This window comes from Aliarcobacter butzleri (assembly GCF_900187115.1).
In the GTDB taxonomy this organism is placed as follows: Bacteria; Campylobacterota; Campylobacteria; order Campylobacterales; family Arcobacteraceae; genus Aliarcobacter; species Aliarcobacter butzleri.
Window position 1 is genome coordinate 49,048 of record NZ_LT906455.1, and the last position, 23,562, is coordinate 72,609.

At 27.4% G+C, this 23,562-nt stretch carries 22 protein-coding genes; 14 read left to right on the forward strand and 8 right to left on the reverse strand.

The annotated features are described in order from the left end of the window. The first annotated feature begins 61 nt into the window (after positions 1-61). The 6 genes from accB (at position 62) to asnB (ending at position 8,239) form a co-directional block, all read left to right on the forward strand. Positions 62-535: an acetyl-CoA carboxylase biotin carboxyl carrier protein gene (gene accB, locus CKV87_RS00200; protein ID WP_004510080.1), complete on the forward strand. Its 474-nt coding sequence runs from the start codon at positions 62-64 to the stop codon at positions 533-535. Between the two features lie 9 nt (positions 536-544). After that, positions 545-1,897, forward strand: a complete 1,353-nt coding sequence (locus CKV87_RS00205; RefSeq protein WP_004510081.1) for an acetyl-CoA carboxylase biotin carboxylase subunit — start codon at positions 545-547, stop codon at positions 1,895-1,897. Positions 1,898-2,118: 221 nt separating this feature from the next. Next, positions 2,119-3,669 (forward strand): DEAD/DEAH box helicase, encoded by a 1,551-nt coding sequence (locus CKV87_RS00210; protein WP_012011954.1) that lies wholly within the window; start codon positions 2,119-2,121, stop codon positions 3,667-3,669. A 207-nt stretch (positions 3,670-3,876) separates the two neighbouring features. Further along, positions 3,877-5,472, forward strand: coding sequence for an inorganic phosphate transporter (locus CKV87_RS00215; RefSeq protein WP_012011955.1), 1,596 nt, complete (start codon positions 3,877-3,879; stop codon positions 5,470-5,472). Between the two features lie 69 nt (positions 5,473-5,541). Next, positions 5,542-6,447 carry an AEC family transporter gene (locus CKV87_RS00220; RefSeq protein ID WP_080504827.1) on the forward strand — a complete coding sequence of 302 codons (906 nt, stop codon included), beginning with the start codon at positions 5,542-5,544 and terminating at the stop codon, positions 6,445-6,447. A gap of 4 nt (positions 6,448-6,451) precedes the next feature. Beyond that, entirely contained in the window at positions 6,452-8,239 is a 1,788-nt protein-coding gene (gene asnB / locus CKV87_RS00225; RefSeq protein ID WP_012011957.1) for an asparagine synthase (glutamine-hydrolyzing), read from the forward strand. A gap of 123 nt (positions 8,240-8,362) precedes the next feature. On the opposite strand, the gene CKV87_RS00230 is transcribed toward asnB, so the two are convergent. The 8 genes from CKV87_RS00230 to rsmA form a co-directional block, all read right to left on the reverse strand. Then, a complete protein-coding gene (locus CKV87_RS00230) occupies positions 8,363-8,800 on the reverse strand; it encodes a hypothetical protein (protein ID WP_012011958.1) in 438 nt (145 codons plus the stop codon). 296 nt (positions 8,801-9,096) lie between these two features. Continuing rightward, positions 9,097-10,497, reverse strand: a complete 1,401-nt coding sequence (locus tag CKV87_RS00235) for a PhoH family protein (protein WP_012011959.1) — start codon at positions 10,495-10,497, stop codon at positions 9,097-9,099. After that, positions 10,490-11,008: a protoporphyrinogen oxidase HemJ gene (hemJ, locus tag CKV87_RS00240; RefSeq protein WP_041644822.1), complete on the reverse strand. Its 519-nt coding sequence runs from the start codon at positions 11,006-11,008 to the stop codon at positions 10,490-10,492. Before hemJ ends, CKV87_RS00235 begins: the two co-directional genes overlap by 8 nt. Positions 11,009-11,010: 2 nt before the next feature. Then, positions 11,011-12,195, reverse strand: coding sequence for a replication-associated recombination protein A (locus CKV87_RS00245; protein ID WP_012011961.1), 1,185 nt, complete (start codon positions 12,193-12,195; stop codon positions 11,011-11,013). Next, on the reverse strand, positions 12,179-13,006 hold the full coding sequence (locus CKV87_RS00250) for a pseudouridine synthase (RefSeq protein ID WP_012011962.1): 828 nt from the start codon (positions 13,004-13,006) through the stop codon (positions 12,179-12,181). The genes CKV87_RS00245 and CKV87_RS00250 overlap by 17 nt, the downstream gene beginning before the upstream one ends. Beyond that, positions 13,003-13,965 carry a KpsF/GutQ family sugar-phosphate isomerase gene (locus tag CKV87_RS00255; protein WP_012011963.1) on the reverse strand — a complete coding sequence of 321 codons (963 nt, stop codon included), beginning with the start codon at positions 13,963-13,965 and terminating at the stop codon, positions 13,003-13,005. The genes CKV87_RS00250 and CKV87_RS00255 overlap by 4 nt, the downstream gene beginning before the upstream one ends. Before the next feature lie 12 nt (positions 13,966-13,977). Beyond that, positions 13,978-15,900 (reverse strand): ribonuclease J, encoded by a 1,923-nt coding sequence (locus tag CKV87_RS00260; protein ID WP_012011964.1) that lies wholly within the window; start codon positions 15,898-15,900, stop codon positions 13,978-13,980. Further along, positions 15,884-16,681, reverse strand: coding sequence for a 16S rRNA (adenine(1518)-N(6)/adenine(1519)-N(6))-dimethyltransferase RsmA (gene rsmA / locus CKV87_RS00265; protein WP_004510094.1), 798 nt, complete (start codon positions 16,679-16,681; stop codon positions 15,884-15,886). Before rsmA ends, CKV87_RS00260 begins: the two co-directional genes overlap by 17 nt. A gap of 76 nt (positions 16,682-16,757) precedes the next feature. Between rsmA and hisF the strand changes: the two genes are divergently transcribed. From hisF to CKV87_RS00305, 8 genes are all read left to right on the forward strand, one after another. Further along, positions 16,758-17,519, forward strand: a complete 762-nt coding sequence (gene hisF, locus CKV87_RS00270) for an imidazole glycerol phosphate synthase subunit HisF (protein WP_004510095.1) — start codon at positions 16,758-16,760, stop codon at positions 17,517-17,519. Between the two features lies 1 nt (position 17,520). Further along, the gene (locus CKV87_RS00275) at positions 17,521-18,204 is read left to right on the forward strand and encodes an SIMPL domain-containing protein (RefSeq protein ID WP_012011965.1); all 684 of its coding nucleotides are present in this window, start codon (positions 17,521-17,523) and stop codon (positions 18,202-18,204) included. Continuing rightward, positions 18,201-18,737, forward strand: a complete 537-nt coding sequence (locus CKV87_RS00280; RefSeq protein WP_012011966.1) for a phosphorylase family protein — start codon at positions 18,201-18,203, stop codon at positions 18,735-18,737. Before CKV87_RS00275 ends, CKV87_RS00280 begins: the two co-directional genes overlap by 4 nt. 10 nt (positions 18,738-18,747) lie before the next feature. Further along, entirely contained in the window at positions 18,748-19,830 is a 1,083-nt protein-coding gene (gene rlmN, locus CKV87_RS00285) for a 23S rRNA (adenine(2503)-C(2))-methyltransferase RlmN (protein ID WP_012011967.1), read from the forward strand. A gap of 88 nt (positions 19,831-19,918) precedes the next feature. Beyond that, complete coding sequence (gene gltX / locus CKV87_RS00290) at positions 19,919-21,328, forward strand: glutamate--tRNA ligase (RefSeq protein WP_012011968.1); 1,410 nt, start codon at positions 19,919-19,921, stop codon at positions 21,326-21,328. Positions 21,329-21,381: 53 nt separating this feature from the next. Continuing rightward, positions 21,382-21,648: an RNA recognition motif domain-containing protein gene (locus tag CKV87_RS00295; protein WP_034226812.1), complete on the forward strand. Its 267-nt coding sequence runs from the start codon at positions 21,382-21,384 to the stop codon at positions 21,646-21,648. Between the two features lie 109 nt (positions 21,649-21,757). Next, positions 21,758-22,417 (forward strand): response regulator transcription factor, encoded by a 660-nt coding sequence (locus CKV87_RS00300; protein ID WP_012011970.1) that lies wholly within the window; start codon positions 21,758-21,760, stop codon positions 22,415-22,417. Between the two features lie 28 nt (positions 22,418-22,445). Next, positions 22,446-23,543 (forward strand): sensor histidine kinase, encoded by a 1,098-nt coding sequence (locus tag CKV87_RS00305; RefSeq protein ID WP_169712277.1) that lies wholly within the window; start codon positions 22,446-22,448, stop codon positions 23,541-23,543. The last annotated feature ends 19 nt before the right edge of the window (positions 23,544-23,562 follow it).

Genomic DNA, 23,562 nt, shown 5'->3' on the forward strand with positions numbered 1-23,562 from the left:
TTATTTATTAGAAAAATTTTGATATTATGAGGAAAATTTTTTACTAAAATAAAGGCAAAATATGGATTTTAAAGATATAAAAGAGTTAATTAGGGTTTTCGATAAAAGTGAACTTAATAAACTAAGAATTAAAGAAGCAGATTTCGAAATCTCTATGCAAAGAGGTTTTGAAGGTGGTGTTACAACTGTTACAACTGCACCTGCTGTTGCAGTTTCTGCTCCTGTTGCACAAGTTGCATCTTCAGTTGTGGCTCCTGCAGCTGTAACTTCAGGTGAAGGAAGTTTATTAAGCAAAGGTGATACAATCAATGCTCCAATGGTAGGAACATTTTATTCTTCTCCATCTCCAGAATCTCCAGCATTTGTAAAAGTTGGTGATACAGTTAGAAAAGGTCAAACACTTTGTATTTTAGAAGCAATGAAAATTATGAACGAAGTTGAAGCTGAATTCGATTGTAAAATTTTAGAAATTTTAGTTCAAGACTCATCTCCTGTTGAATATGATATGCCGATTTTTGTTGTAGAAAAAATATAAGAGTTTCCTATGGCAGAAATTAAAAAAATTTTAATAGCTAACAGAGGAGAAATCGTTCAAAGAGCTGTTAGAACAATTAGGGAAATGGGAAAAAAATCAGTAGCTATTTATAGTGCTGGTGATAAAGATGCCTCATATTTAAAACATGCGGATGAAGCTATCTGTATTGGTGGAGCAAAATCAAGTGAATCTTATTTGAATATTCCAGCAATTATAACAGCAGCTGAAATTACTGGTTGTGATGCAATTTTTCCTGGATATGGATTTTTATCAGAAAACCAAGATTTTGTAGAAATTTGTAAACTTCACAATATTAAATTTATTGGACCATCTGTTGAAGTAATGGAGAAAATGGCTGATAAATCTAAAGCTAAAGAAGAAATGATAAAAGCTGGAGTTCCTGTTGTTCCAGGAAGTAAAGGTTCTGTTAAAACTTTAGAAGAAGGTAGAACTATAGCAAGAGAAATTGGATATCCAATTATGGCAAAAGCCGCTGCTGGTGGTGGTGGTAGAGGAATGAGATTAATAAAAACTGAAGAAGAGTTTGACCAAAACTTTATGGCAGCAGCTAGTGAAGCACTTGCAGCTTTTGGTGATGGAACAATGTATTTAGAAAGATTTATTAATAATCCAAGACATATTGAAGTTCAAGTTGTTGGAGATTCTCATGGTAATGCTATTCATATAGGTGAAAGAGATTGTTCTTTACAAAGAAGACATCAAAAAGTTATTGAAGAATCACCTGCTATTTTATTAAATGATGAAACAAGAGCTAAACTTCATGAAGTTGCTGTTAAAGCTACAAAATACTTAAAATATGAAGGTGCTGGAACTTTTGAGTTTTTAGCAGATGATAAACAAAATATCTATTTTATGGAAATGAATACAAGACTTCAAGTTGAGCATCCAGTTTCAGAAATGGTATCAGGAATAGATATTATTGAGCTTATGATTAAAGTGGCTGAAGGTGAAAAAGTACCACCGCAAGAATCAATTAAATTTAGAGGACATGCTATAGAGTGTAGAATTACAGCAGAAAATCCAAATACATTTTTACCTTGTCCTGGAAGAATTACACAATGGATGGTACCAGGTGGAAGAAATGTAAGAGTTGATTCTCATATTTACACAGGTTATGTTGTACCACCTTATTATGATTCGATGATTGGAAAATTAATCGTTTGGGGAAGAGATAGAAATAAAGCTATTAATATTATGAAAAGAGCTTTAGCAGAATTTGAAGTAGAAGGAATAAAAACAACAATTCCTTTCCATAAAAAAATGATGGAGAATAAAGATTTTATTTCAAACAACTATGATACTAAATACCTTGAAAACTACAAAGGTTTAGATGACTTATAAGAATTAGAGCACTGCTCTTTTTCTTAAAGCAAAGCTTAATATAAACTTAGATATAATCCTCAAAATTATACACATTTATATGCCCATTTTATTTTGGTAGTTTACCAAAAATTTAGACTAGCTTACTTGCATGATTCAAATTAGATTTTAATTGTACATTTATGGGAAGAGGTATCTTAAGATATAAGAGTGTATATTTTAAATATATACTAAGGTAAAAAATGACTTTTAACGATTTTAATTTTAAAGAATTATTGCAAAAAGCAATAGATGAAGCGGGATTTAAAGAACCAAGTCCTATTCAAGAACAAGCTATTCCATATATTTTAGATGGAAGAGATATTGTTGGACAAGCGCATACAGGTACAGGAAAAACAGCAGCTTTTGGACTTCCGATTTTAAATAAAATAAAAGCAAAAAGTGGTGTAGAAGCAGTTGTTATTGTTCCTACAAGAGAATTAGCTATGCAAGTTTCAGATGAACTTTATAGATTTGGTAAGTTTCTAGGTATAAACACAGCTACTGTTTACGGTGGACAAGCTTATGCTAGACAAATAAAACTAATTGAAAATTCAAGTGTTATTGTGGCAACTCCAGGAAGATTTCTTGATTTATTAAGAGGTGACAAAATCTCTATAAAACCAAAATTTGTTATTCTTGATGAAGCAGATGAAATGCTTGATATGGGATTTTTAGATGATATAAAAGAGATTTTTACTTTCTTACCAGAAAATAGACAAACTTTATTATTCTCTGCAACAATGCCAACTGCTATTAAAAACTTAGCAAAAACAATTCTAAAAGAGCCAGAATTTGTTACTTTAACAAAATCTGATGTAACTAACTCAAAAATCACTCAAACTTTTTATGTTGTTGATGAAAAAGAGAGAGATGATGCTTTAATTAGATTATTTGATTTTAAAAACCCAAAAAAATCAATAATCTTTTGTAGAACAAAAAAAGATGTTGATAGATTATCAACTTTTTTAGTTTCTCAAGGTTTTATGGCAAAAGCACTTCATGGTGATATGGAACAAAAACAAAGAGAAGAAGCAATAAGAGCTTTTAAATCTTCAAAATTAGAGATTTTAATAGCAACAGATGTTGCTGCTCGTGGTCTTGATGTAAATGATGTAACGCATGTATTTAACTACCATTTACCATTTGATTCTGAGTCATATGTTCATAGAATTGGAAGAACTGGAAGAGCAGGAAAAGAAGGTATGGCAATTTCTATTGTAACACCTCATGAATTTAGAATGTTACAAAAAATAGAAAAATCAATAGGAACAAAACTAGAATCTAAAGTTGTACCAAATATTGGTTTAGTTAAAAAGAAAAAGTTTGCAGAGTTAAAACAACAGGTTTTAGAGCAAGAAATAAAAGATTATGCACTAGAATTAGTTGAAGAGTTAAAAGAAGAGTTTGATGTTTCAACTATTGCATTTAAACTTGCTTCTATTCTTTCTTCAAGCACTTATGTTCAGGGAAATAACCACATTGGTAAATCTGAATCTGATATAGAAAAACTTATTGAATATGCTTCTAAAGGAAGTGATAGAGATGGTGGAGATAGAAGAAGAAATAATTCTAGAGGAAGAAGCCGAAATGGTGGTGGTAATTCTAGATTTAGAGATGGTGATAGAAATAGAGAAAATAGAGATAGAAATAGAAGTGATAGAGGAGATAGAAGTGGCGATAGAAGAAGAACTTCTTCTTCATCTAAACCAAGAAGTGAAAATTCAAGCAATAGAGCAAGAAAAAAAGATTAATACAAATAATAAGAAGTCAAAATATCATTTGACTTCTTTTCTTCAAATATAAATTCAAAATACTCAAAATAAACATTCAAAAAATAACTTTTTCTCTCATTAATATTTTAAAAATGCCTTTTTAAGGAATTCCTAATATTGTAATAAGAGTAAATCAATTATAATAAAATATAGTTCGATTACAAAAAGATTACAATAAGGACTCTTATGGATATTAAAACCCTCAACACCTTAGATAAGGCAACCCAAGACACAATGCCAAGTTTTGCAAAGTTCAGTTTGTCTTTGCTTTTTATTTTAATGGTATTTTTATGGACATATACTTCTCATGGTACAATTCCAGATAATGCATTTTTAATTGTTGGTGCTGTTTTTGGTGCTTATATGGCGATTAATATTGGAGCAAATGACGTTGCAAATAATGTAGGACCTGCAGTTGGTGCAAGAGCTTTAACTCTTACAGGTGCTGTTGTAGTTGCAGCTATTTTTGAAGCTGCTGGAGCCATAATTGCTGGTGGTGATGTTGTTAATACAATTAAAAGTGGAATTATAGATCCTACTTTAATCACAGATCCTCATGTATTTATTTGGGCAATGACAGCTGGTCTTTTAGCAGGTGCTGTTTGGCTTAATTTTGCTACTTCAATTGGAGCTCCTGTTTCAACAACTCATGCTATTGTTGGTGGTGTAATGGGTGCTGGTATTGCTGGTGTTGGTTTTTCTATTGTAAATTGGAGTAGTGTTGGAAGTATTGTTGCTTCTTGGATTATTTCACCTTTATTTGGTGGAATTATTGCTGCAGGATTTTTGTTTTTTATTAAAACGAAGATTATTTTTTGTGAAGACAAAATTGCTGCTGCAAACAAATTTGTTCCAATTTTAATTGCAGTTATGACATGGGCATTTTCAACTTATTTGATGTTAAAAGGTTTAAGACAAGTTGTTCATATTAGTTTTATTTCTGCTTCTATCCTTAGTTTAATTTTTGCTGTAATCGTATATTTTGTTCTAAAACCTATAATTTTTGCAAAATCACTAAATTTGAAAAACGATAGAACAAGCGTAAATAGTTTATTTACCATACCTTTGATTTTTGGTGCTGCGCTTTTATCATTTGCTCATGGTGCAAATGATGTTTCAAATGCTATTGGACCACTTGCTGCTATTAATGATGCAGTTTTAACTTTAGCAGAAGGTTCTTTTCCTCATGCAAGTGTAGGTGTTCCATTTTGGATTATGGCTGTTGGTGCAAGCGGTATTGTAATAGGACTTATTTTATATGGACCAAGGCTTATAAGAACAGTTGGTTCTGAAATTACTGAACTTGATCAAGTAAGAGCTTTTTCTATAGCAATGGCTACAGCAATTACAGTTATCGTTGCAAGTCAATTAGGGTTACCAGTTTCTTCTACACATATTGCAATTGGTGGAGTTTTTGGAGTTGGTTTTTTAAGAGAAATAATGGATTCAAGTGAAAAAAAATATATTCAAGATGCAAGAGAAAAATTTAGAAAGCATAAGAAAAAACTTGAAAATATGCAAATTGAATTGAAAAAATTTGAGTTGATTAAAGACAAATCAAAATCAGATTATATTAAAATTGTTGATCTATTTAAAAAAATAGATGAAGTTGAAGCCATAGTTGAACAAGAGAGAAAAGATTTTAAAGAAGCAAAAGGTGTAAAATACGTAAAAAGAGATGCAGTTAAAAAAATAATTGCTGCTTGGGTTATTACCGTTCCTGCTTCTGCTCTTTTGGCTGCAGGTATCTTTTATATGATTAAAGGTATCGTTATTGTATAAGTAGAATTTTCTACTTATACAATCTATTTCTTAACTTCTAATTTACATTAGGAACTTATTATCGAAGCTATATTCTCTGTTTTACCTATTTATTTTTTCATTTTTTTAGGTTTTATTGCAAAAAAAAGATTTACAACACAAATTGATGAAAAAACTTTAGTTTTATTATCTTTATATTTTTTCCAACCAATTTTGATTCTTTGGGGATTGACAAAATCACCTATAAACTATGAATTTATAATGTCACCACTTTTTTATATTATCATTGTTTTTACAACTTTATCTTTTTTAATATTTTTTAGTAAGATAATTTTTGATTCGCGTACAGATGAGTCAATATATTTAGGAACTGCTCTTATTGGAAATACAGGAAATCTTGGAATTCCTCTTGGAATTGCACTCTTTGGTGTAGAATCAGTACCTTATACAAGTATAATTAATATTGCAAATGTATTTTTTATGTATACAATTTCAGTTTATTTTTTTGCAAGAGAACAATTTTCTTTAAAACAAGCAATTATTTCAATATTTAAAATTCCAGCAATCTGGTTTGCATTATTTGCTATATTTTTAAATTATTATCAAGTTCCAATTAGCGAACACATAACAACAGCTTTAAATATGGGAGCATATACTTCTTTAACTATCCAACTTTTTATATTTGGTGTTTATCTTTATAATGTGCAAGTTAAAACTATACCTTGGAAATTATCTTTGCATATTAGTTTTGCAAAACATATTTTATTACCAGTAATTGGTATTTTAATAATTGTATGGTTTACTGATTTTAACTCATTTGTTGCTTCAATTTTAATAATGGAATTGATGATGCCATTAGCTGTAAATAATGTAAATTTTGCAGTTTTATATAATTGTAAACCTTTTGATGTTGCAGCGACTATCTTAATATCTTCAATTGTATTTGTTTTTTTATTGTATTTTTACATAGAAATTATAAACTATTTTATAAAGTAGAAATATGTGTGGTATTTTAGGAACAAACTTTTTAAATGAAAGATTTGATAAATCTTTAGAACTTTTACATCATAGAGGTCCTGATTTTCAAAATTCAATAAAAATTGGAAATAAACAATTTGGACATACAAGACTTGCAATAATTGATTTAGATGAAGAAGCAAATCAACCTATGGTTTTTGATGATATTTTGCTTGTTTTTAATGGTGAGATTTATAATTATAAAGAATTGATTCACGTGGAACATTTAGAGTGTAAAACGAAAAGTGATAGTGAAGTATTAATCAGACTTTATCAAAAATATGGATTTGACTTTTTAGATAAATTAAATGGAATGTTTTCTTTTTGTATTTATGATATGAAAAAAGATTTATATTTTTGTGCACGTGATAGATATGGTAAAAAACCATTTTTCTACTATTTTAAAGATAATAAGTTTATATTTTCATCAAGTGTTAAATCAATTTTAAATCTACTTGATTATAAACCAAATCTAAATAAAGTTGCTCTTTCTAAATATATGCAATATTTTGTATCTTTTGGTGAAGATTCATTCTATCAAGATATTTTTAAACTTGAAGCATCTACATATCTTATTTATGAGCCAAATAAAAGCCGTGAGCTTCAAAAGAAGAAATATTACAAGATAAACACATATAAAGCTATAAAAGATGAAAAACAAGCTTTAAATGATATTGAGGAGCTTTTATTTAAAAGTGTTGAATATAGATTAAATAGTGATGTTGAAGTTGCTTCCCTTCTAAGTGGTGGAATTGATAGTTCTTTAATCTCTGCACTTTATACAAAAATATCAGGAAATAAAATAAATACCTTTAGTATTGGTTATGATGAATATAAAAATTATTGTGAGTTAGATTATGCACAAATTACTGCTAAACATATAAACTCAAATCACCATCCAGTTGAAATAAATCAAAAAGAGTATATAAATCATTTTGAGCAAACACTTGATATGCTTGAAGAGCCTCATGGAGATACTGCTGCAATTCCTTTAAATATCTTAACAAAACAGATACATAAAGCTGGAATAAAAACTGTATTATCTGGTGAAGGAAGTGATGAGATATTTTTAGGTTATGATAACTATGCGAAATTTTTAAAATATTATGACTTTGAAAAGAGTCTGTCAAATGAACAAAATCTTTTTTTAAATGATATTATTGGAGCTTTACAAAATAATACTAAAGAGAGTGAATATCTAAGAAGAATTGTAAAAAAACAAAATCTTTATAACTCTTTTGGAGAAATATATACCGATATTCAAAGAAAGAGATTATTCAAAAAAGTTCCAACATTTAAAAGTGAAACTGCAAAACAAGATCCAGTTGATTGGATGAGTTATATTGATTTAAAAATATGGCTTGGAGAATCTCTTTTATCAAAAGTTGATAGAATATCTATGGGAAATTCCTTAGAAGTTAGAACACCCTTTTTAGACTTTAATTTAGTAAATTATATGTTTAGTGTTGAATCACACATAAAAGTTGGTGATACAAATAAATATTTATTAAAGAAAATTGCATCTAAATATATTCCAGAAACAATAATCAATAGAACAAAAAAAGGATTTAATTCACCTTTTAATGAGTGGTTAAATAAAGAGTACAAAAATAAAATTCTTGATGTGATAGTTGAAGTAAATAATCAAACAAATCTTTTTAATCATGAGTATATTTTACATATTTACGAGCTGTCAAAATCAAATAAATTTAAACAACATCTTTATTCTCTTTTTGTTTTTTCTTTATGGTATAAGAAAGAATATTTGTAGGATTTTATCTAGTTATCTTTATTTTCTTGATGTTTCACGTGGAACATCTTTTCTTTAATGCCCTATTTTATGAAATCTCTTTAAATATATAAAGTAAATAAAGACTTTATATATTTAATATAATTAGTCTTTATCCCAGAACTCTTTTAGAGTTTCATCTTTATCTTTTTTTAGTTCACTACTATCAGTAAAGAATTCTAAATCATCAATCTTATTTAATGCAGCTTGAAAATCTTCATCTTCAATTTTAGTATTTGATGAAATTTTTTTATCTTCAATATTTTCTTTTTTAGATATATTTTTATCACTTTTTACCGTTTCCTTTTTCTCAGATTCAATAGAAGGAATTTCACCTACATCTTTGCCTTTTAATTTAAGATAGTCAGTCATAATTTTTTCATACTCTTCAAAATCTAAAAGAATAGTATTTGGTTTTCCATCTCTTAATATGATTGCTTTTTCTATCTCTTTTCTATTTAATTTATCAAAGATATTTTTACTTTTTCTTACAAGTTCAGTTGATGAAAACATCTCTTTTGATGTATATTGTAATAGCGACATTTAAATCCTTTACATATTTTAATATGTATTATAACACAATTTAAGAAAATCATATTTATCAAAATAGATAAATATTAATAAATTTTAGATTCACTTATATAGCCGATATAGAAACTTATTGAGATTTAATATGTAATAAATATTTAATATTAATTTGATAGCGATTAACAAGTTTCAAAATAGTAGTTTCAAATGATAGAGTTTTTTATAAATTTATTGATAGAGAATAAATTTGTTTTTTAGTTTGATTTTAAATAAGTTAAATAATTAACTACATGAAAAGATTCTGTAGTTAATTATTTTGAGAAGATTTGTTCAGCCCACTCAGTAATAGGACCTCTTAAAACTTTTTCTAATTTTATTGCGAAGATATTTACAAGGTTATCTTCGTTTTTACTTGATTTTAAAAGTGTAGTTAAAGCATTTGTGTATTTATTTACATAGAAGTTATCTATTTGTTTATTTGAACCAAGAACTACAACTTTACAACTGCTATCTATTCTTGATAGAACCATTTGCATAGTTTTATTTGACATATTCTGAGCTTCATCAATAATGATAAATGAGTTTGATAGAGTTCTTCCTCTCATTTCTCCTACCCACATAGTTTCTATTCCATAGTTTGAAATCATTTGCTCTATTCTAGCAGTAACTTCACTATCATCAAGTTGTTGAAAAACTACATCTGGAGCTTTTTTATTTCTTTTTCTTTTATGTTCAGTTCTTATAATGTAGTCTAAACTATCCATTAAAGGATGATTATAGATTTTAAATTTTTCTTCAAGTCCTGGTAAATAACCAACATCTTCACCTTTATCAAGTGATTCAATAGAATTTCTAATATATATGATTTTTTGAAAAAACTTTTGTCTTACTAGTTTTAATGCACCACTTAAAGCAAGCAAAGTTTTTCCACTTCCAGCTTTTGCTTCTATAATCAAAACATTGTAAAAATGATTTATTATAGCATCACTAAAAAAAAGTTGCTCTTTATTTAAAGGCGTTATAACTTGATCTCTAATTTCTACTTCATCAAGTAATTTTATTTTTTTATTTTGGATATTTGCTAAAAGTACTTGATCAGAATGTCTTACTTTAAAACAATATGAAAAGTTATAAGGTTTATAATCTTTATCAAATTTTATTATCTCTTCATTATCAAGATATTCTAAATCTTCGAAATTTATATCTATATATTTAATAAAATCTAAATCAAAAATATCTTTATCTTTACCTAATAGAGAATTAGTTTTTATATCAAGAGAAATGGCTCTTGTTCTAGCCATAATATCAAGAGAGATAAATTCAACTTTATGCTTATAATAAGTATTTGCAAAAGTTGAAATCTCAAGTATTTTCCTATCATTTATGATATTTAATGATACATTTTTACTATTAATTTCATATTCATCTTTTGAGATTATATCAATAACAGTATCTTTATTATTTATTTTTAATCTTATGATTTTATATAAGTCTTTTTTTGTAGAACTGATGATATTAGAATCTTCAAGTATTCTTGCGAACTCTCTTGCTTGGAAATTTATCTCATCAAAACCACTTTTTTTTGTATCTATTTCATCAAGTACAGTTTCTGCTAAGATAATTAAATTTTTCCCATCTTGAGATAATTTATAAATATTTGTAGCATCTTCAAGTAAGATATTTGTATCAAGAACATAGTATTTATCAAACATCAGATTTCACCACTTTGGGTTTTAATATTTTGTATGAAATAAATGCAAACAATAAAATTATTAATAAAGTAAAAATAATAGAAAAGCTTTTTGTAATAACATAAGTAACTATTAAAATAGCTAACATTGTTGGCATTTCATTGTACATTCTAAAAAACTTTCCATCTTTAGTACAGCAATCATCTGCTAATTGTTTTCTATATTTTGCTAAAGACAAAGAGTAAATAATAAGTAAAATAATAGCAGTTATTTTTGCATACATCCAACCAAATTGGAATAAAGAAGGATTTATTGCTAACATTGAGATACCTGAAATAATTGTCACTAACATTGCAGGATGACCTATGTAATAATAGATTTTGTATTCTTGAATTTTCACTACTTCTACAAACTCTTTTTTATCAATATTTTCTACATGATAAACAAAAAGTCTTGGAAGATAAAATAACATTGCCATCCAAGATAAAACAGCAATAATATGTAAGCTTAATATCCAAGTGTAATATTCCATTTTTAATCCTTGTTTTTTATTTTTTCTATCCAATCATTTAGAGTTTTTTCAAAACCAATATTTGAACTTTGATACAGATTTAAGTCTTCTTTCAAATATTCTTGTTCAACATATCCACCAAAATCATGAGGATATAAATAGCCTATATGCTGCGAATCTAAATGTTTAGGTATATCTAGTATCTTACCATTTTTTATTTGTTCTAGAGCTTTATTTATAGCTTTATAAGCACTATTTGATTTTGGACTTGATGCGAGATAAATTGCACATTGTGAAAGCATTATTCTTGATTCTGGATAACCTATTTTATTACAGGCCATCATAGTATTTACTGCAAGGTTTAAAGCATTAGGATTTGCATTGCCTATATCTTCACTTGCAAATATTACAAGTCTTCTAGTTATGAAATCTACACTTTCTCCACCATTTATTAATCTTGCCATATAATAAAGTGCTCCATCAACATTTGAACCTCTTAGAGATTTTATCATTGCACTGGCTAAATCATAGTGAGTATCAGAAGATGAAACTCCATCCCCTATTACATTTTCTCTTAACTCTTTTAATAAATCAATATTGATATCTTTTGATACTTTATATGAAAAATTTAAAAGTGTTAACATAGCTCTTGCATCTCCAGAACTGGAAATTATCAAATACTCTTTTGCTCCATCACTTATATTTATATCAATATCTTTTAAAGCAATATAAAGAATTTTATTCATTTCATCTTTTGTAAATGGTTTGAATTCATATAAAAAAGATCGTGAACGAATAGCATTTGTTAAAGTAAAGAATGGATTTTCTGTACTTGCTCCAATTATTATGGCATCATAATTTTCCATAATTGGCAGTAAAACTTCTTGTTGATTTTTTGATAATCTATGAACTTCATCTATAAAAATTAAAGGTTTAATTAACGCACCTTTATATTTATCAAATACTTTTCGTAAATCTTCTACTTTTATAGATGTTGCATTGAAATAATAGTAATCTGTTCCTATCTCTTTTGCAATAATTTTTGCTAATGTTGTTTTTCCAGTTCCAGGTTTTCCATAAAAAAATAGATGTGGAATATCTTTTTGTTTGATTAATTTATATAAAGCTTTATCTTTTGAGATAATATGAGATTGACCAACAAAAGTTTCTAAATTTGTTGGTCTAAGTTTATTAGATAGATCTATCATCTTCGTTCATAAAAATTCTAAGATTTTTATATTCTTCTTTTGTTAGATATCTTGATTTTCCTGTTGGAAGGTTATTTAAAGATATTCCACCATATTCTAATCTTTTTAAATCTAAAACATCAAGATTAAAATGAGCGAAGAATCTTCTTAATTCTCTGTTTTTCCCTTCATTTATAACAACTTTAATTTTAGAGTGTTTTGTTCCATTTGTTTGTATATCATAAGCTAAAAAAGGAGCAAAGCTCATAGATTTGATTTTAGTACCTTTATAAGCTCCTGAAGTCGCATCTTCGATTGTAATACCACTTTGCATTGCTTGTTCAACTGCAGGCGTAATAAGACCATTTAATTTGATTTTATATACCCTTTCTAAATCTGAGTGCATTAAAGCATTTACTATATCAACGCTATCGGATAAAAGAAGTAATCCTTCACTAGAATAGTCAAGTCTACCAACACTTAAAAAATGTTTATATTTATGTTCTAAACCATCATAGATTGTTTTTCTTCCTTGTGGATCTTTTTTTGAAACAATTTCACCTTTAGGTTTATTATAAACAATAACTGTGTATAACTTGTTTTTTTCTTCTTTGATAAGTTTTTTACCAATTTCAACTTTATCAGTTGACTTTACTTTTGTAGCTAAATCTGTAACAACTTTGTTATTTACTCTGATTTTGCCCTCTTCTATTAGTTTATCTGCTTCTCTTCTTGAATAATTGCTATTATGTGATAAGAATTTATTTAATCTAATTAATTCAAACTTTGGCTCTTCTACTTTTGTTGTAGTTTTTTTTGTCTCTTTTTTCATTTTATACCAGCTTCTATTAGGTCATGAATATGTAATAAACCAATTAGTTTATTATTTTCATCTGTTACAATTAATAATTGTATTTTATAATTTTCAATGATTTGAAGTGCATCACTTGCAAGTAAATCTTTATTTTTTAAAGTTTTTGGATTTAGCGTAGCGATATCTTCAACATTACAATTGATAGAAAAGTTTTCATTCATAAGGGCTCTTCTTAAATCTCCGTCACTTAAAACTCCAAATACCGTTCTATTCTCATCAATTATAATTACATTTCCAAGTCGCCCTTCACTCATAACGATAATTGCATCTTTAAGTTTTGTTTCACGTGAAACTGTAGGAAGATTATCTTTTTTTAACAAATCATCAACTTTAACAAAAAGTTTTTTACCAAGACTTCCCCCTGGATGGAAAGATGCAAAATCCTCTTTTTTAAAATCTCTTTTTTTCATAAGGCAAACTGCAAGAGCATCTCCCATTGCCATAGTTAGAGTTGTAGAAGAAGTTGGAGCAGTATCCAAAGGACATGCTTCTTTATCAACAGCAATATTTATAAAAACATCTGCATATTTTGCTAAAGTAGAGTTTTCACTTTTTGCCATAGCAATCAAAGGAATATTAAGTCTTTTTAAGTGTGGTAAGATTTGGATTAACTCTTCACTCTCTCCACTGTATGAAATTCCAAGAACTATATCATCTTTTCCAATCATCCCTAAATCTCCATGCATAGCTTCCGTTGGATGAAGGAAAAATGAGCTAGTTCCTGTACTTGCTAGTGTTGCAGCAATCTTTGCTCCAACAAGACCAGATTTACCAACACCAGTTACTATTAATTTACCTTTTGAATTTACAATTAAATCAATAGCTTTTTCTATATCAAAAGATATTTTATTTGCTGTTTTTTCTAACTCTTTTGCTTCAGTTAATAAAACATCTCTAACTATCTCTTTAAAATTCATATATAGTCCTTATTATTGTACAAATATAGTAGGAACAATCATCGGATATTTTTTATATTTTCTAGTACAATGTTTTCTTACAACTTTTCTTAATTCATCTTCTAAAATTCTATTATTTTTTAGAATACCAGGTTTAACATTTTCTAAGAAAACACCTAAAATATCTTCAATCTCTTTTACAAAATATTTATCTTGTTTATCAGAAACTAATCCAAATGATGAAACTTTTGGTTTTTGAGCTAATGTTCTATCATTTTCATTAATTTGAGCTACAATCATAACTATACCTTCTTTAGCCATAGTTTGTCTATCTAAAACTACATCATCAGAAATTCTATGATTTAATTGATTATCTATATAAACTTTTCCAGATTTAACTGTTTTTACTTTTTTAAGATATTTTGGAGTAACTTCGATTTGTTCACCATCACTCATAATATAAACATTTCTTTCTAATACACCACAATCAACTCCAGTTTGACCATGTTTTAAAGCATGATTATATTCACCATGAACTGGTAAAAAGAATTTTGGTTTAATAAGTCTTAGCATAAGTTTTTGTTCTTCTTGTCCTGCATGTCCTGAAACGTGAATATCTGGGAAATCTTGATAAGCAACTTTTGCACCAGCTTTTAATAAGTGATTTATAATTTCAGAAACACTTGCTTCATTTCCTGGAATTGCTTTAGATGAAAGTATAATTTGATCTTCGGGTTTAATTTTAATATGTCTATGTTCATGAATTGCCATTCTATATAAAGCACTCATTGATTCACCTTGACTACCAGTTGTCACGATTAAAACTTCTTTATCATTATATTTATTTACTTCGTGAGCTTCTATAAATTGGTCTTTTGGAAATTTTATATAACCTAAATTCATAGCAATTTCTAGGTTTTTCTCCATTGATCTTCCAATCACACAAATTTTTCTTCCATAAATTAGTGCTTTTTCAATAGCTTGTGCAACTCTGTGAATATTTGAAGAGAAAGTTGACATTACAACTCTACCTTTTGCACTAGAAAATATTTTATCAAAAGTTGGTCCAACAGTTTTTTCTGTTCTTGTAAAACCAGGTGAATGAGAGTTTGTTGAATCAGAAGTTAAAACTAAAACACCCTCTTCTCCATAATGAGCAAGTCTATGTAAATCTGTAGGAAATCCATCTATTGGAGTATGATCAATTTTAAAATCTCCTGTATGAATCATTGTTCCAGCTTCTGTTTTAATAGCAACTGCTGATGAATCAATAATTGAGTGAGTTATATGCATCCACTCTACTTCAAAATCATTTCCTATTTTTATTGGAGTTCTTTTTGAAATTGCTCTAAAGTATCCTCTGTGTTCTCTCATTTTATGTTCATCAAATTTTGAACCAATCATTTCAAGAGGTAGTGATGTTCCATAAATAGGAAATTGCATCTCTTTAAATAAATATGGCATTGCACCAATATGATCTTCATGACCATGAGTAATAATAACTGCAACAATTTTGTCTTTTATTTCTCTAATGTAAGTAAAATCAGGAATTAAAATATCAACTCCATGCATTTCACCATCTGGAAAACTCATACCAACATCTACAATGATTGCCTCATTTTCAGTTTCAACAACCATCATATTTCCACCAATTTCATTTAATCCACCAAGAGGAGTGATTTTTAATTTGGCACTTGTATTTAGATTTAATTTATAGTGAGGATTTAATCTATCTTTATGAATTTTTTCATTTATTAAATATGCTTTTTTAAGATCAGTTACCCAACCTTCACCGCTTTTTTGATTATTATTTGAATTAGTAGAATTATCTCTTGGAACTTTTGGTTTTGGTTTTCTTTTTTTAAAAGGAGGTTTTTTTGTAGTTTCCTCTTCTACATTTGAACTATTTTCATTTTTTATAACAACTGTGAATTCTTCTTTATTTATTTCTTCCATTTTTTACCTTTGTATACATTTGGCTATACAAAGACGAACTTACTTCATGAGGTCTAACATTATCATTAATATTTAGCTCTTTATAAATTTCAAAAATGATATTTTTATCAAAAATTGTTGTAAGATTTTTAGACAATTTCTTCCTTGGCTGAATAAAACAGGCCTTTAAAAATTTGTTAAAATCTTTATCAAGACTTTTTGACATATCTTTTTTTATATAAAGAATTGAAGAAGTAACTTTTGGAGGTGGGTCAAATGCTTCAGCAGGAACATCGAAAAGTATTTTTGAATTAATAGAAATTAATTCAGTTATTATACCTAAAGATGAATACTCTTTATCATTTGTTTTTGCAGTAAATTTTTCTGCTACCTCTTTTTGAACCATAACAATAATATGTTCACATAGCTCGTCTTCAAACGCTCTTAATATAATATTTGTTGCAATATAATATGGTAAATTTGCTATTAAGTCATATTTACCATCATGTAGGTTTTTTAGCTTATCCCAAGCCTCTAAAACATCAGTGTGGATCAGTTTTAGATTACCTTTTTCAATTTCTATTGCAAATTTAGACTTTAAGATACCGATTAAATCAGTATCAACTTCATAAGCAGTTAAATCTTTGTACTTGACTAAATTTTTGGTCAAATCACCTAATCCAGGCCCAATTTCAACTATATGATTATTATTGTTGGGCATCGATTGGATGATTTTATCCAAAATAGTCGAATCTTTTAAAAAGTTTTGTCCGTATTGTTTTTTTGCTTTAACTTTTTCCATAATTGCGACGAGTATATCTGTTTTTAACTTACAATTAGATAAGATAATTTTCAGTTGTTACCAAAGGATTTTTATTTTGAGTAGTTTTGCAAAAAGAATTATTCCATGTTTGGATGTAGATAATGGAAGAGTTGTTAAAGGTGTTAATTTTGTTGGACTTAGAGATGCAGGAGACCCTGTTGAAGTTGCCAAAAGATATAACTCAGAAGGTGCAGATGAGATAACTTTTTTAGATATTACTGCAAGCCATGAAAATAGAGGAACTATAGTTGATATTGTAAAAAAAGTTGCTCAAGAAGTATTTATTCCTTTAACTGTTGGAGGGGGAATAAGAAAACTTGAAGATATATACTCTTTACTAAATGTTGGTTGTGACAAAGTTTCAATTAACTCTTCAGCTGTTACAAATCCAAACTTAATAAATGAGAGTTCAAAAAGATTTGGTAGCCAATGTATAGTTGTTGCAATTGATGTAAAAAGAGTCGCTGATGGTTCTTACCACGTTTTTGTGAAAGGTGGAAGAGAAGATACTGGACTTGATGCGTTATCTTGGGCAAAAGAAGTATATGATAGAGGGGCAGGTGAAATCCTTTTAACTTCTATGGATACCGATGGAGCTAAAACAGGTTTTGAATTAAATATAACTAGACAAGTTTCAAATTTAGTAGATATTCCAGTTATTGCAAGTGGTGGAGCAGGATCTATGGAACATATAAAAGAGGCTTTTGAAAATGGTGCAAGTGCAGCATTAGCTGCATCAATTTTCCACTTTAAAGAGATTGATATTATGGATTTAAAAAAATATTTAAGAGCAAATAATATACCCGTAAGGATTTAAAATGAAGAAATTAATTTTTAATATGATGTTATTACCAATTTTAGGATTTTCTTATGAATTGGATTTTAATAAAAGTTTTTCAAAAATTGTTAATCCAGATTTATTAAGTACAAATATAACAATTAGTGTTGAGAAAAAAGAAGAAAATAAAGTAAATAGTGAAATAGAAAAATTTAATAATTTTATAAAAGATACTAAAAGTGTAACTATAAAAAATGGAAATTATACTTTAAGCCCAAAATATGAATATAAAGATAATAAAACAGAGTTTAAAGGTTATGTTGGAGATTTAAGATATACAGCACAATCAAAAGATGCAAAAAATATAAATAAATTTATAAATGATTTACTTGCTTTAAAAGATCAAATAAAATCAGCAGATATAAAACTTGATATTTCAAATATTTCATGGGAAGTAAGTCAAAGTTTACAAAATAAAAATTCTGACGAATTAAGACTTGAGGCTATAAATTGGATAGAAGATTACTCAAATAGTTTATCTTCAAAATTATCAAAAAGATGTGAAGTAAAAAATATAAACATAGATGATAATGGTTCAAATATTGTATATGCAAGAAGTAGTAAAATGGCATTGTCATCATCTTTTGAAATGAGTGATGTTGTTCCAGTTAGTAGTGAACAAAATATTACTATAAATCCAAGATTTTTATTGGAGTGTAGATGATAATATGTGCAGGGAGAAATGAAACTTTTCCTTTTGCACAAACTATTGGCGTAGGATTAATAGAGTCTGCAATAAATCTTACAAGATTATGTTTGTTTGATAAACCAGAATATCTACTTTTTATTGGAAGTGCTGGAAGCTATGGTGAACACAAGATTTTTGATATTATTGAATCAAAAAGAGCTTCAAACATTGAGCTTGGATTTTTAACTGGGAGTGCTTATACTCCACTTGATAATGTACTTGAATCTGAAAACAAATTTGCAAGAAATGATACAATAGTAAATTCATCAAACTATATTTCAACAAATGAAAAACTTTGTAAAGAGTTTTTGGATTATGGTGTTGGAATTGAAAATATGGAATTTTTTTCAGTTTTAAGTGTAGCAAAAGAGTTTGAAATTCCAGTTGCTGGAATTTTTATAGTAACAAATTATACAAATGAAAATGCACATAAAGATTTTATAAAAAATCATAAAGAAGCGATGGAAAAATTAACAAATTATTTAATAGAAAAAAATATTATAAAATAGAAAGAATAAAATGGCAAAAGAAGCTTTACCATCTATATATGATTACACATTAGATGAATTAAAAGAGATTTTAAAACCATCATTTAGAGCAAAGCAAGTTTATAATTGGCTTTATAAAAAATATGCAAGTTCTTATGATGAAATGAAAAATTTACCAAAAGAGTTGGTAGAAGATTTAAAAGAAAACTATCCAATTGATATTATGCAAATTGTAAAAAAAGAACAAAGCCGTGATGGAAGTATAAAATATCTTTTTAAATTAAGAGATAATCATACTGTTGAAGCTGTACTTCTTTTAATGAAAGATAAAAAAATAGATGAAGATGGACAAATAGTAAGAAGTGAAAAATACACTGTTTGTATCTCTTCGCAAGTTGGCTGTAAAGTTGGCTGTAGTTTTTGTTTAACTGCAAAAGGTGGATTTGTAAGAAATCTTACAGTTGGAGAATATATTGCACAAATTGTAAATATAAAAAGAGATAATGATATAGCTGAAAACAAAGCTTTAAATATCGTTTATATGGGAATGGGTGAACCTCTTGATAACTTTGATAACTTTACTAAAGCTGTTGAAATTTTTTCAGAACTTGATGGTTTGGCAATAAGTAGAAGAAGACAAACTGTTTCAACTTCAGGAATTGCAACAAAAATAAAAAAATTAGGTGAAAAAGATTTACAAATTCAACTTGCTATTTCACTTCATGCGGTTGATGATGAACTTAGAAGCGAATTAATTCCTATGAATAAAGCTTATAATATTGCTTCAATTATTCAAGCAGTTAAGGCTTTTCCTGTTGATACAAGAAAAAAAGTTATGTTTGAATACTTGGTTATAAAAGATAAAAATGACTCGATTGAAGCTGCAAAAAAGCTTGTTAGTTTATTAAATGGAATTCAAGCAAAAGTAAATTTAATTTATTTTAATCCATATCCAGGAACTTCATATCAGCGCCCACAAGAAAAAGATATGCTAAAATTCAAAGATTTTTTAAACCAAAAAGGTGTAATTTGTACAATTAGAGAATCAAAAGGTCTTGATATATCTGCAGCTTGTGGACAATTAAAAGAAAAGGAAGCAAATGGGAATTCTTGAAATTTCATTATTAGTATTTATTGTAATAGTTGTAGTTGTTACAGGCATAGGTTTTTATATACAAAATAAAAAAGAGGAGAAATAATTAATGGCTATTACAAGATTTGCGCCAAGTCCTACAGGATACTTACATATTGGTGGATTAAGAACTTCATTATATAGTTATTTATGGGCTAGAAAAACAGGTGGAGAATTTAGATTAAGAATCGAAGATACGGATTTAGCTAGAAATAGTGAAGAAGCTATGAAAGCTATTATAGATGCTTTTGATTGGGTTGGACTTAATTATGATGGAGAAGTATTTTATCAATCAAAAAGAACAGATATTTATAAACAATATATTGATAAGTTATTAGAAAGTGGAAATGCTTATAAATGTTATATGAGTAAAGAAGAACTTGATGCTTTAAGAGCAGCTCAAGAAGCAGCAAAACAAACACCAAGATATGATGGAACTTGGAGACCAGAACCTGGAAAAGAGTTACCTCCAGTTCCAGCTGGAGTTGAACCTGTAATTAGAATAAAAGCTCCAACAACTGGAACTATCGAGTTTGATGATGGTGTAAAAGGACATATGAAATTCGATGCTAATCAAGTTGATGATTATGTAATTGCAAGATCAAATGGAATGCCTACATACAACTTTGTTGTTGCTATTGATGATGCTTTAATGGGGATGACAGATGTAATTAGAGGTGATGACCACTTATCTAATACTCCAAAACAAATAGTTGTTTATAATGCTTTAGGTTTTAAAGTTCCAAAATTCTATCATGTACCAATGATAAATAATCCAGAAGGTAAAAAACTATCAAAAAGAGATGGTGCTATGGATGTTATGGATTATAAAAGACTTGGATATTTACCTGAAGCTTTATTAAACTTTTTAGTAAGACTTGGTTGGTCAAATGGTGATCAAGAAATTTTTTCTATGAAAGAGATGTTAGAACTATTTGATCCATCAAATATAAATAAATCAGCATCTTCTTATAATGGAGAAAAACTTTTATGGCTAAATAGTGAATATATAAAAGCTGTATCAAATGAAAGATTAATTGAAGAATTGAAATTTTTTGATTTAGATTTATCAAATTACCCTAAGAAAAATGAGATTTTAGATTTAGCAAAACAAAGAGCTCAAACTTTAGTTGAATTAAAAAAATCAATAACAGATATTATTGATATTCCAACTTCTTATGAAGAATCTGGAGTTAAAAAGTTTATAAAAGAAGATACAAAAGAACTTTTAGAAAAATATTTATTATTATTAGAATCAAATAAAAATTCTTTAGATAGTGTTGAAAAAATAGAAGAATTTACAAAACCTTTTATAAATGACAATGGTTTAAAATTCCCACAATTGTTCCAACCTATAAGAATTGCATTAACTGGAGGAACACAAGCTCCATCAGTTTATGACATCATTTTTATACTTGGATATGATGAAATTTTCAAAAGAATAAATGAGGCTTTAAAAAGAAATTTTCAAAATACTTGATTATTTGTAAATAATCAGGCATAATGTTCAAACTTTTAAAAAGGACAATAGAAATGAACATTTACGTAGGAAATTTATCATACAGAATGAATGATAAAGAGTTAGAAACTGTTTTCGCTAAATTTGGTGAAGTAAAAAGTGCAAAAGTTATCATGGATAAAGAGACAGGAAGATCAAAAGGTTTTGCTTTCGTTGAAATGGCAGATGCAAAAGCTGGTAAAGATGCTATCGAAGCTTTAAATGGTAATGATTGTGAAGGAAGAACGTTAAGAGTTAACGAAGCTAAACCAAGAGAAGAAAGACCAAGAAGACAATTCTAAGAAGTTTTTGTAGTGCTTTTGCACTACATACTTTAAATAAACTCCCTCGCGCAATTTTTTAATACCAAGCAAAATTTTTTATAGTACAATTTCAAATTGAGGAATTTGTATGAAGATTTTATTACTCGAAGATGATTTGATTTTAAATGAGATAATCGAAGAATATTTGATTTCACAAGAACATGAAGTTATTACTGCTTTTAGTGGTAATGAAGCCCAAGACTATTTATATTCGCAAACTTTTGATTTATTAATTTTAGACGTAAATGTTCCTTTTGTAAGCGGTTTTGAATTACTAAAAGAGTTGCGAACTCAAAATATTAAAACACCAACTATTTTTATAACTTCTTTGAATATGGTCGAAGATATGCAAAAAGGGTTTGATAGTGGTTGTGATGACTATTTAAAAAAACCTTTTGAATTAAAAGAGTTAGACTTACGAATAAATAATATAAAAAGACTTTTCAATATAACCCCTAAAGAGTTAATAAATATATCAAAAGATGCTTTTTTAGATATTCAAAATTTATTAATAATAAAAAACAATCAAAAAATTCATTTAGCAAAAAAAGAGTGTGAAGTTTTGCAGTATTTGATAAATTCTTCAAAAACTGTAAGCATAGAAGAGTTAAGTTTAAATCTTTGGGCTTATGAAGATAATCCAAATGATTCCACTATTAGAACATATATAAAGAATTTACGAAAGATTTTAGGTGAAAAAAAGATAATAAATATAAGAGGAGTTGGTTATAGATTTAACAAAGAGTGAAAAGATAACCTTTTTTAGGTTTTTATTTTTGTATTTAGGTTCATCATTTATTTTGATGTTTATAGCTGCATTTTTTTATTATCAAAATGAAAAGATTTTATATATTGATTTAGTTAAATCAAACATGCAAAGTATCGTATCAAAAGCTTCAAATGAAGTTATAGTATCACATATGATGAATGAAAAATTTGATAAAGAAAAATACCTAAATTCGCATGAATATAAAATCTCTTTTTATGATAAAAATAAAAGTAAATTATTTGGGAATTTAGAAGAAAACATAGATTTAAATGAAAAGTTTATCTTTGATAATGAATCGATTATTTTAGTAGATAATTCAACTGTAGGGCATTTAGGTATTGAATATATTGCTTTGAAAGATACTAGCTTATTTGATAAGTTAGAAAGACTTAAAATATCAATAGTTATATTCTTTTTAGTATTTTATTTTATCATTTCATTAATAGGAATTTATTTAGCAAAACTATTTTTGAAACCAATAAAAGATGAAAGAAATAAATTAAATAACTTTATAAAAGATACAACTCACGAATTAAATACGCCAATAAGTGCAATAATGATGTCAAGCGAAAATGAAAACTTATCATCAAAACAAATTGAAAGAATACGATATAGTGCAAATAGATTATCTGAAATATATAAAGATTTAACATATATATTTTTGGAAAATATTGAAGTTAAAGTAGCTGAAGAATTGGAATTATCTAAAATAATAAAAGAACAAATAGATAGTTTTGAACCAATATTTTCAAGAAAGAAATTAAAAATAAAAATAGAACTAGAAGATACTTTATATAAGATGAATAAAGATGATTTTATAAGACTTTTTAACAACCTTTTTTCAAATGCAATAAAATACAACAAAATAAATGGTGATATAGAAGTCATCTTAAAAGATAAAAAACTAAGCATAAAAGATAGTGGAATAGGAATAGATAAAAATAAAATAAAAGATATATTCAAACGATATTATAGAGCAACAAATCAAAGTGGTGGTTTTGGATTGGGTCTAAATATCGTAAATATGATATGCCAAACTTACAAGATAAAAATCGAAGTTGAGTCTATTGAAAATCAAGGAACAACTTTTATTATATATTTTTAAACTCCACATAAACTACACA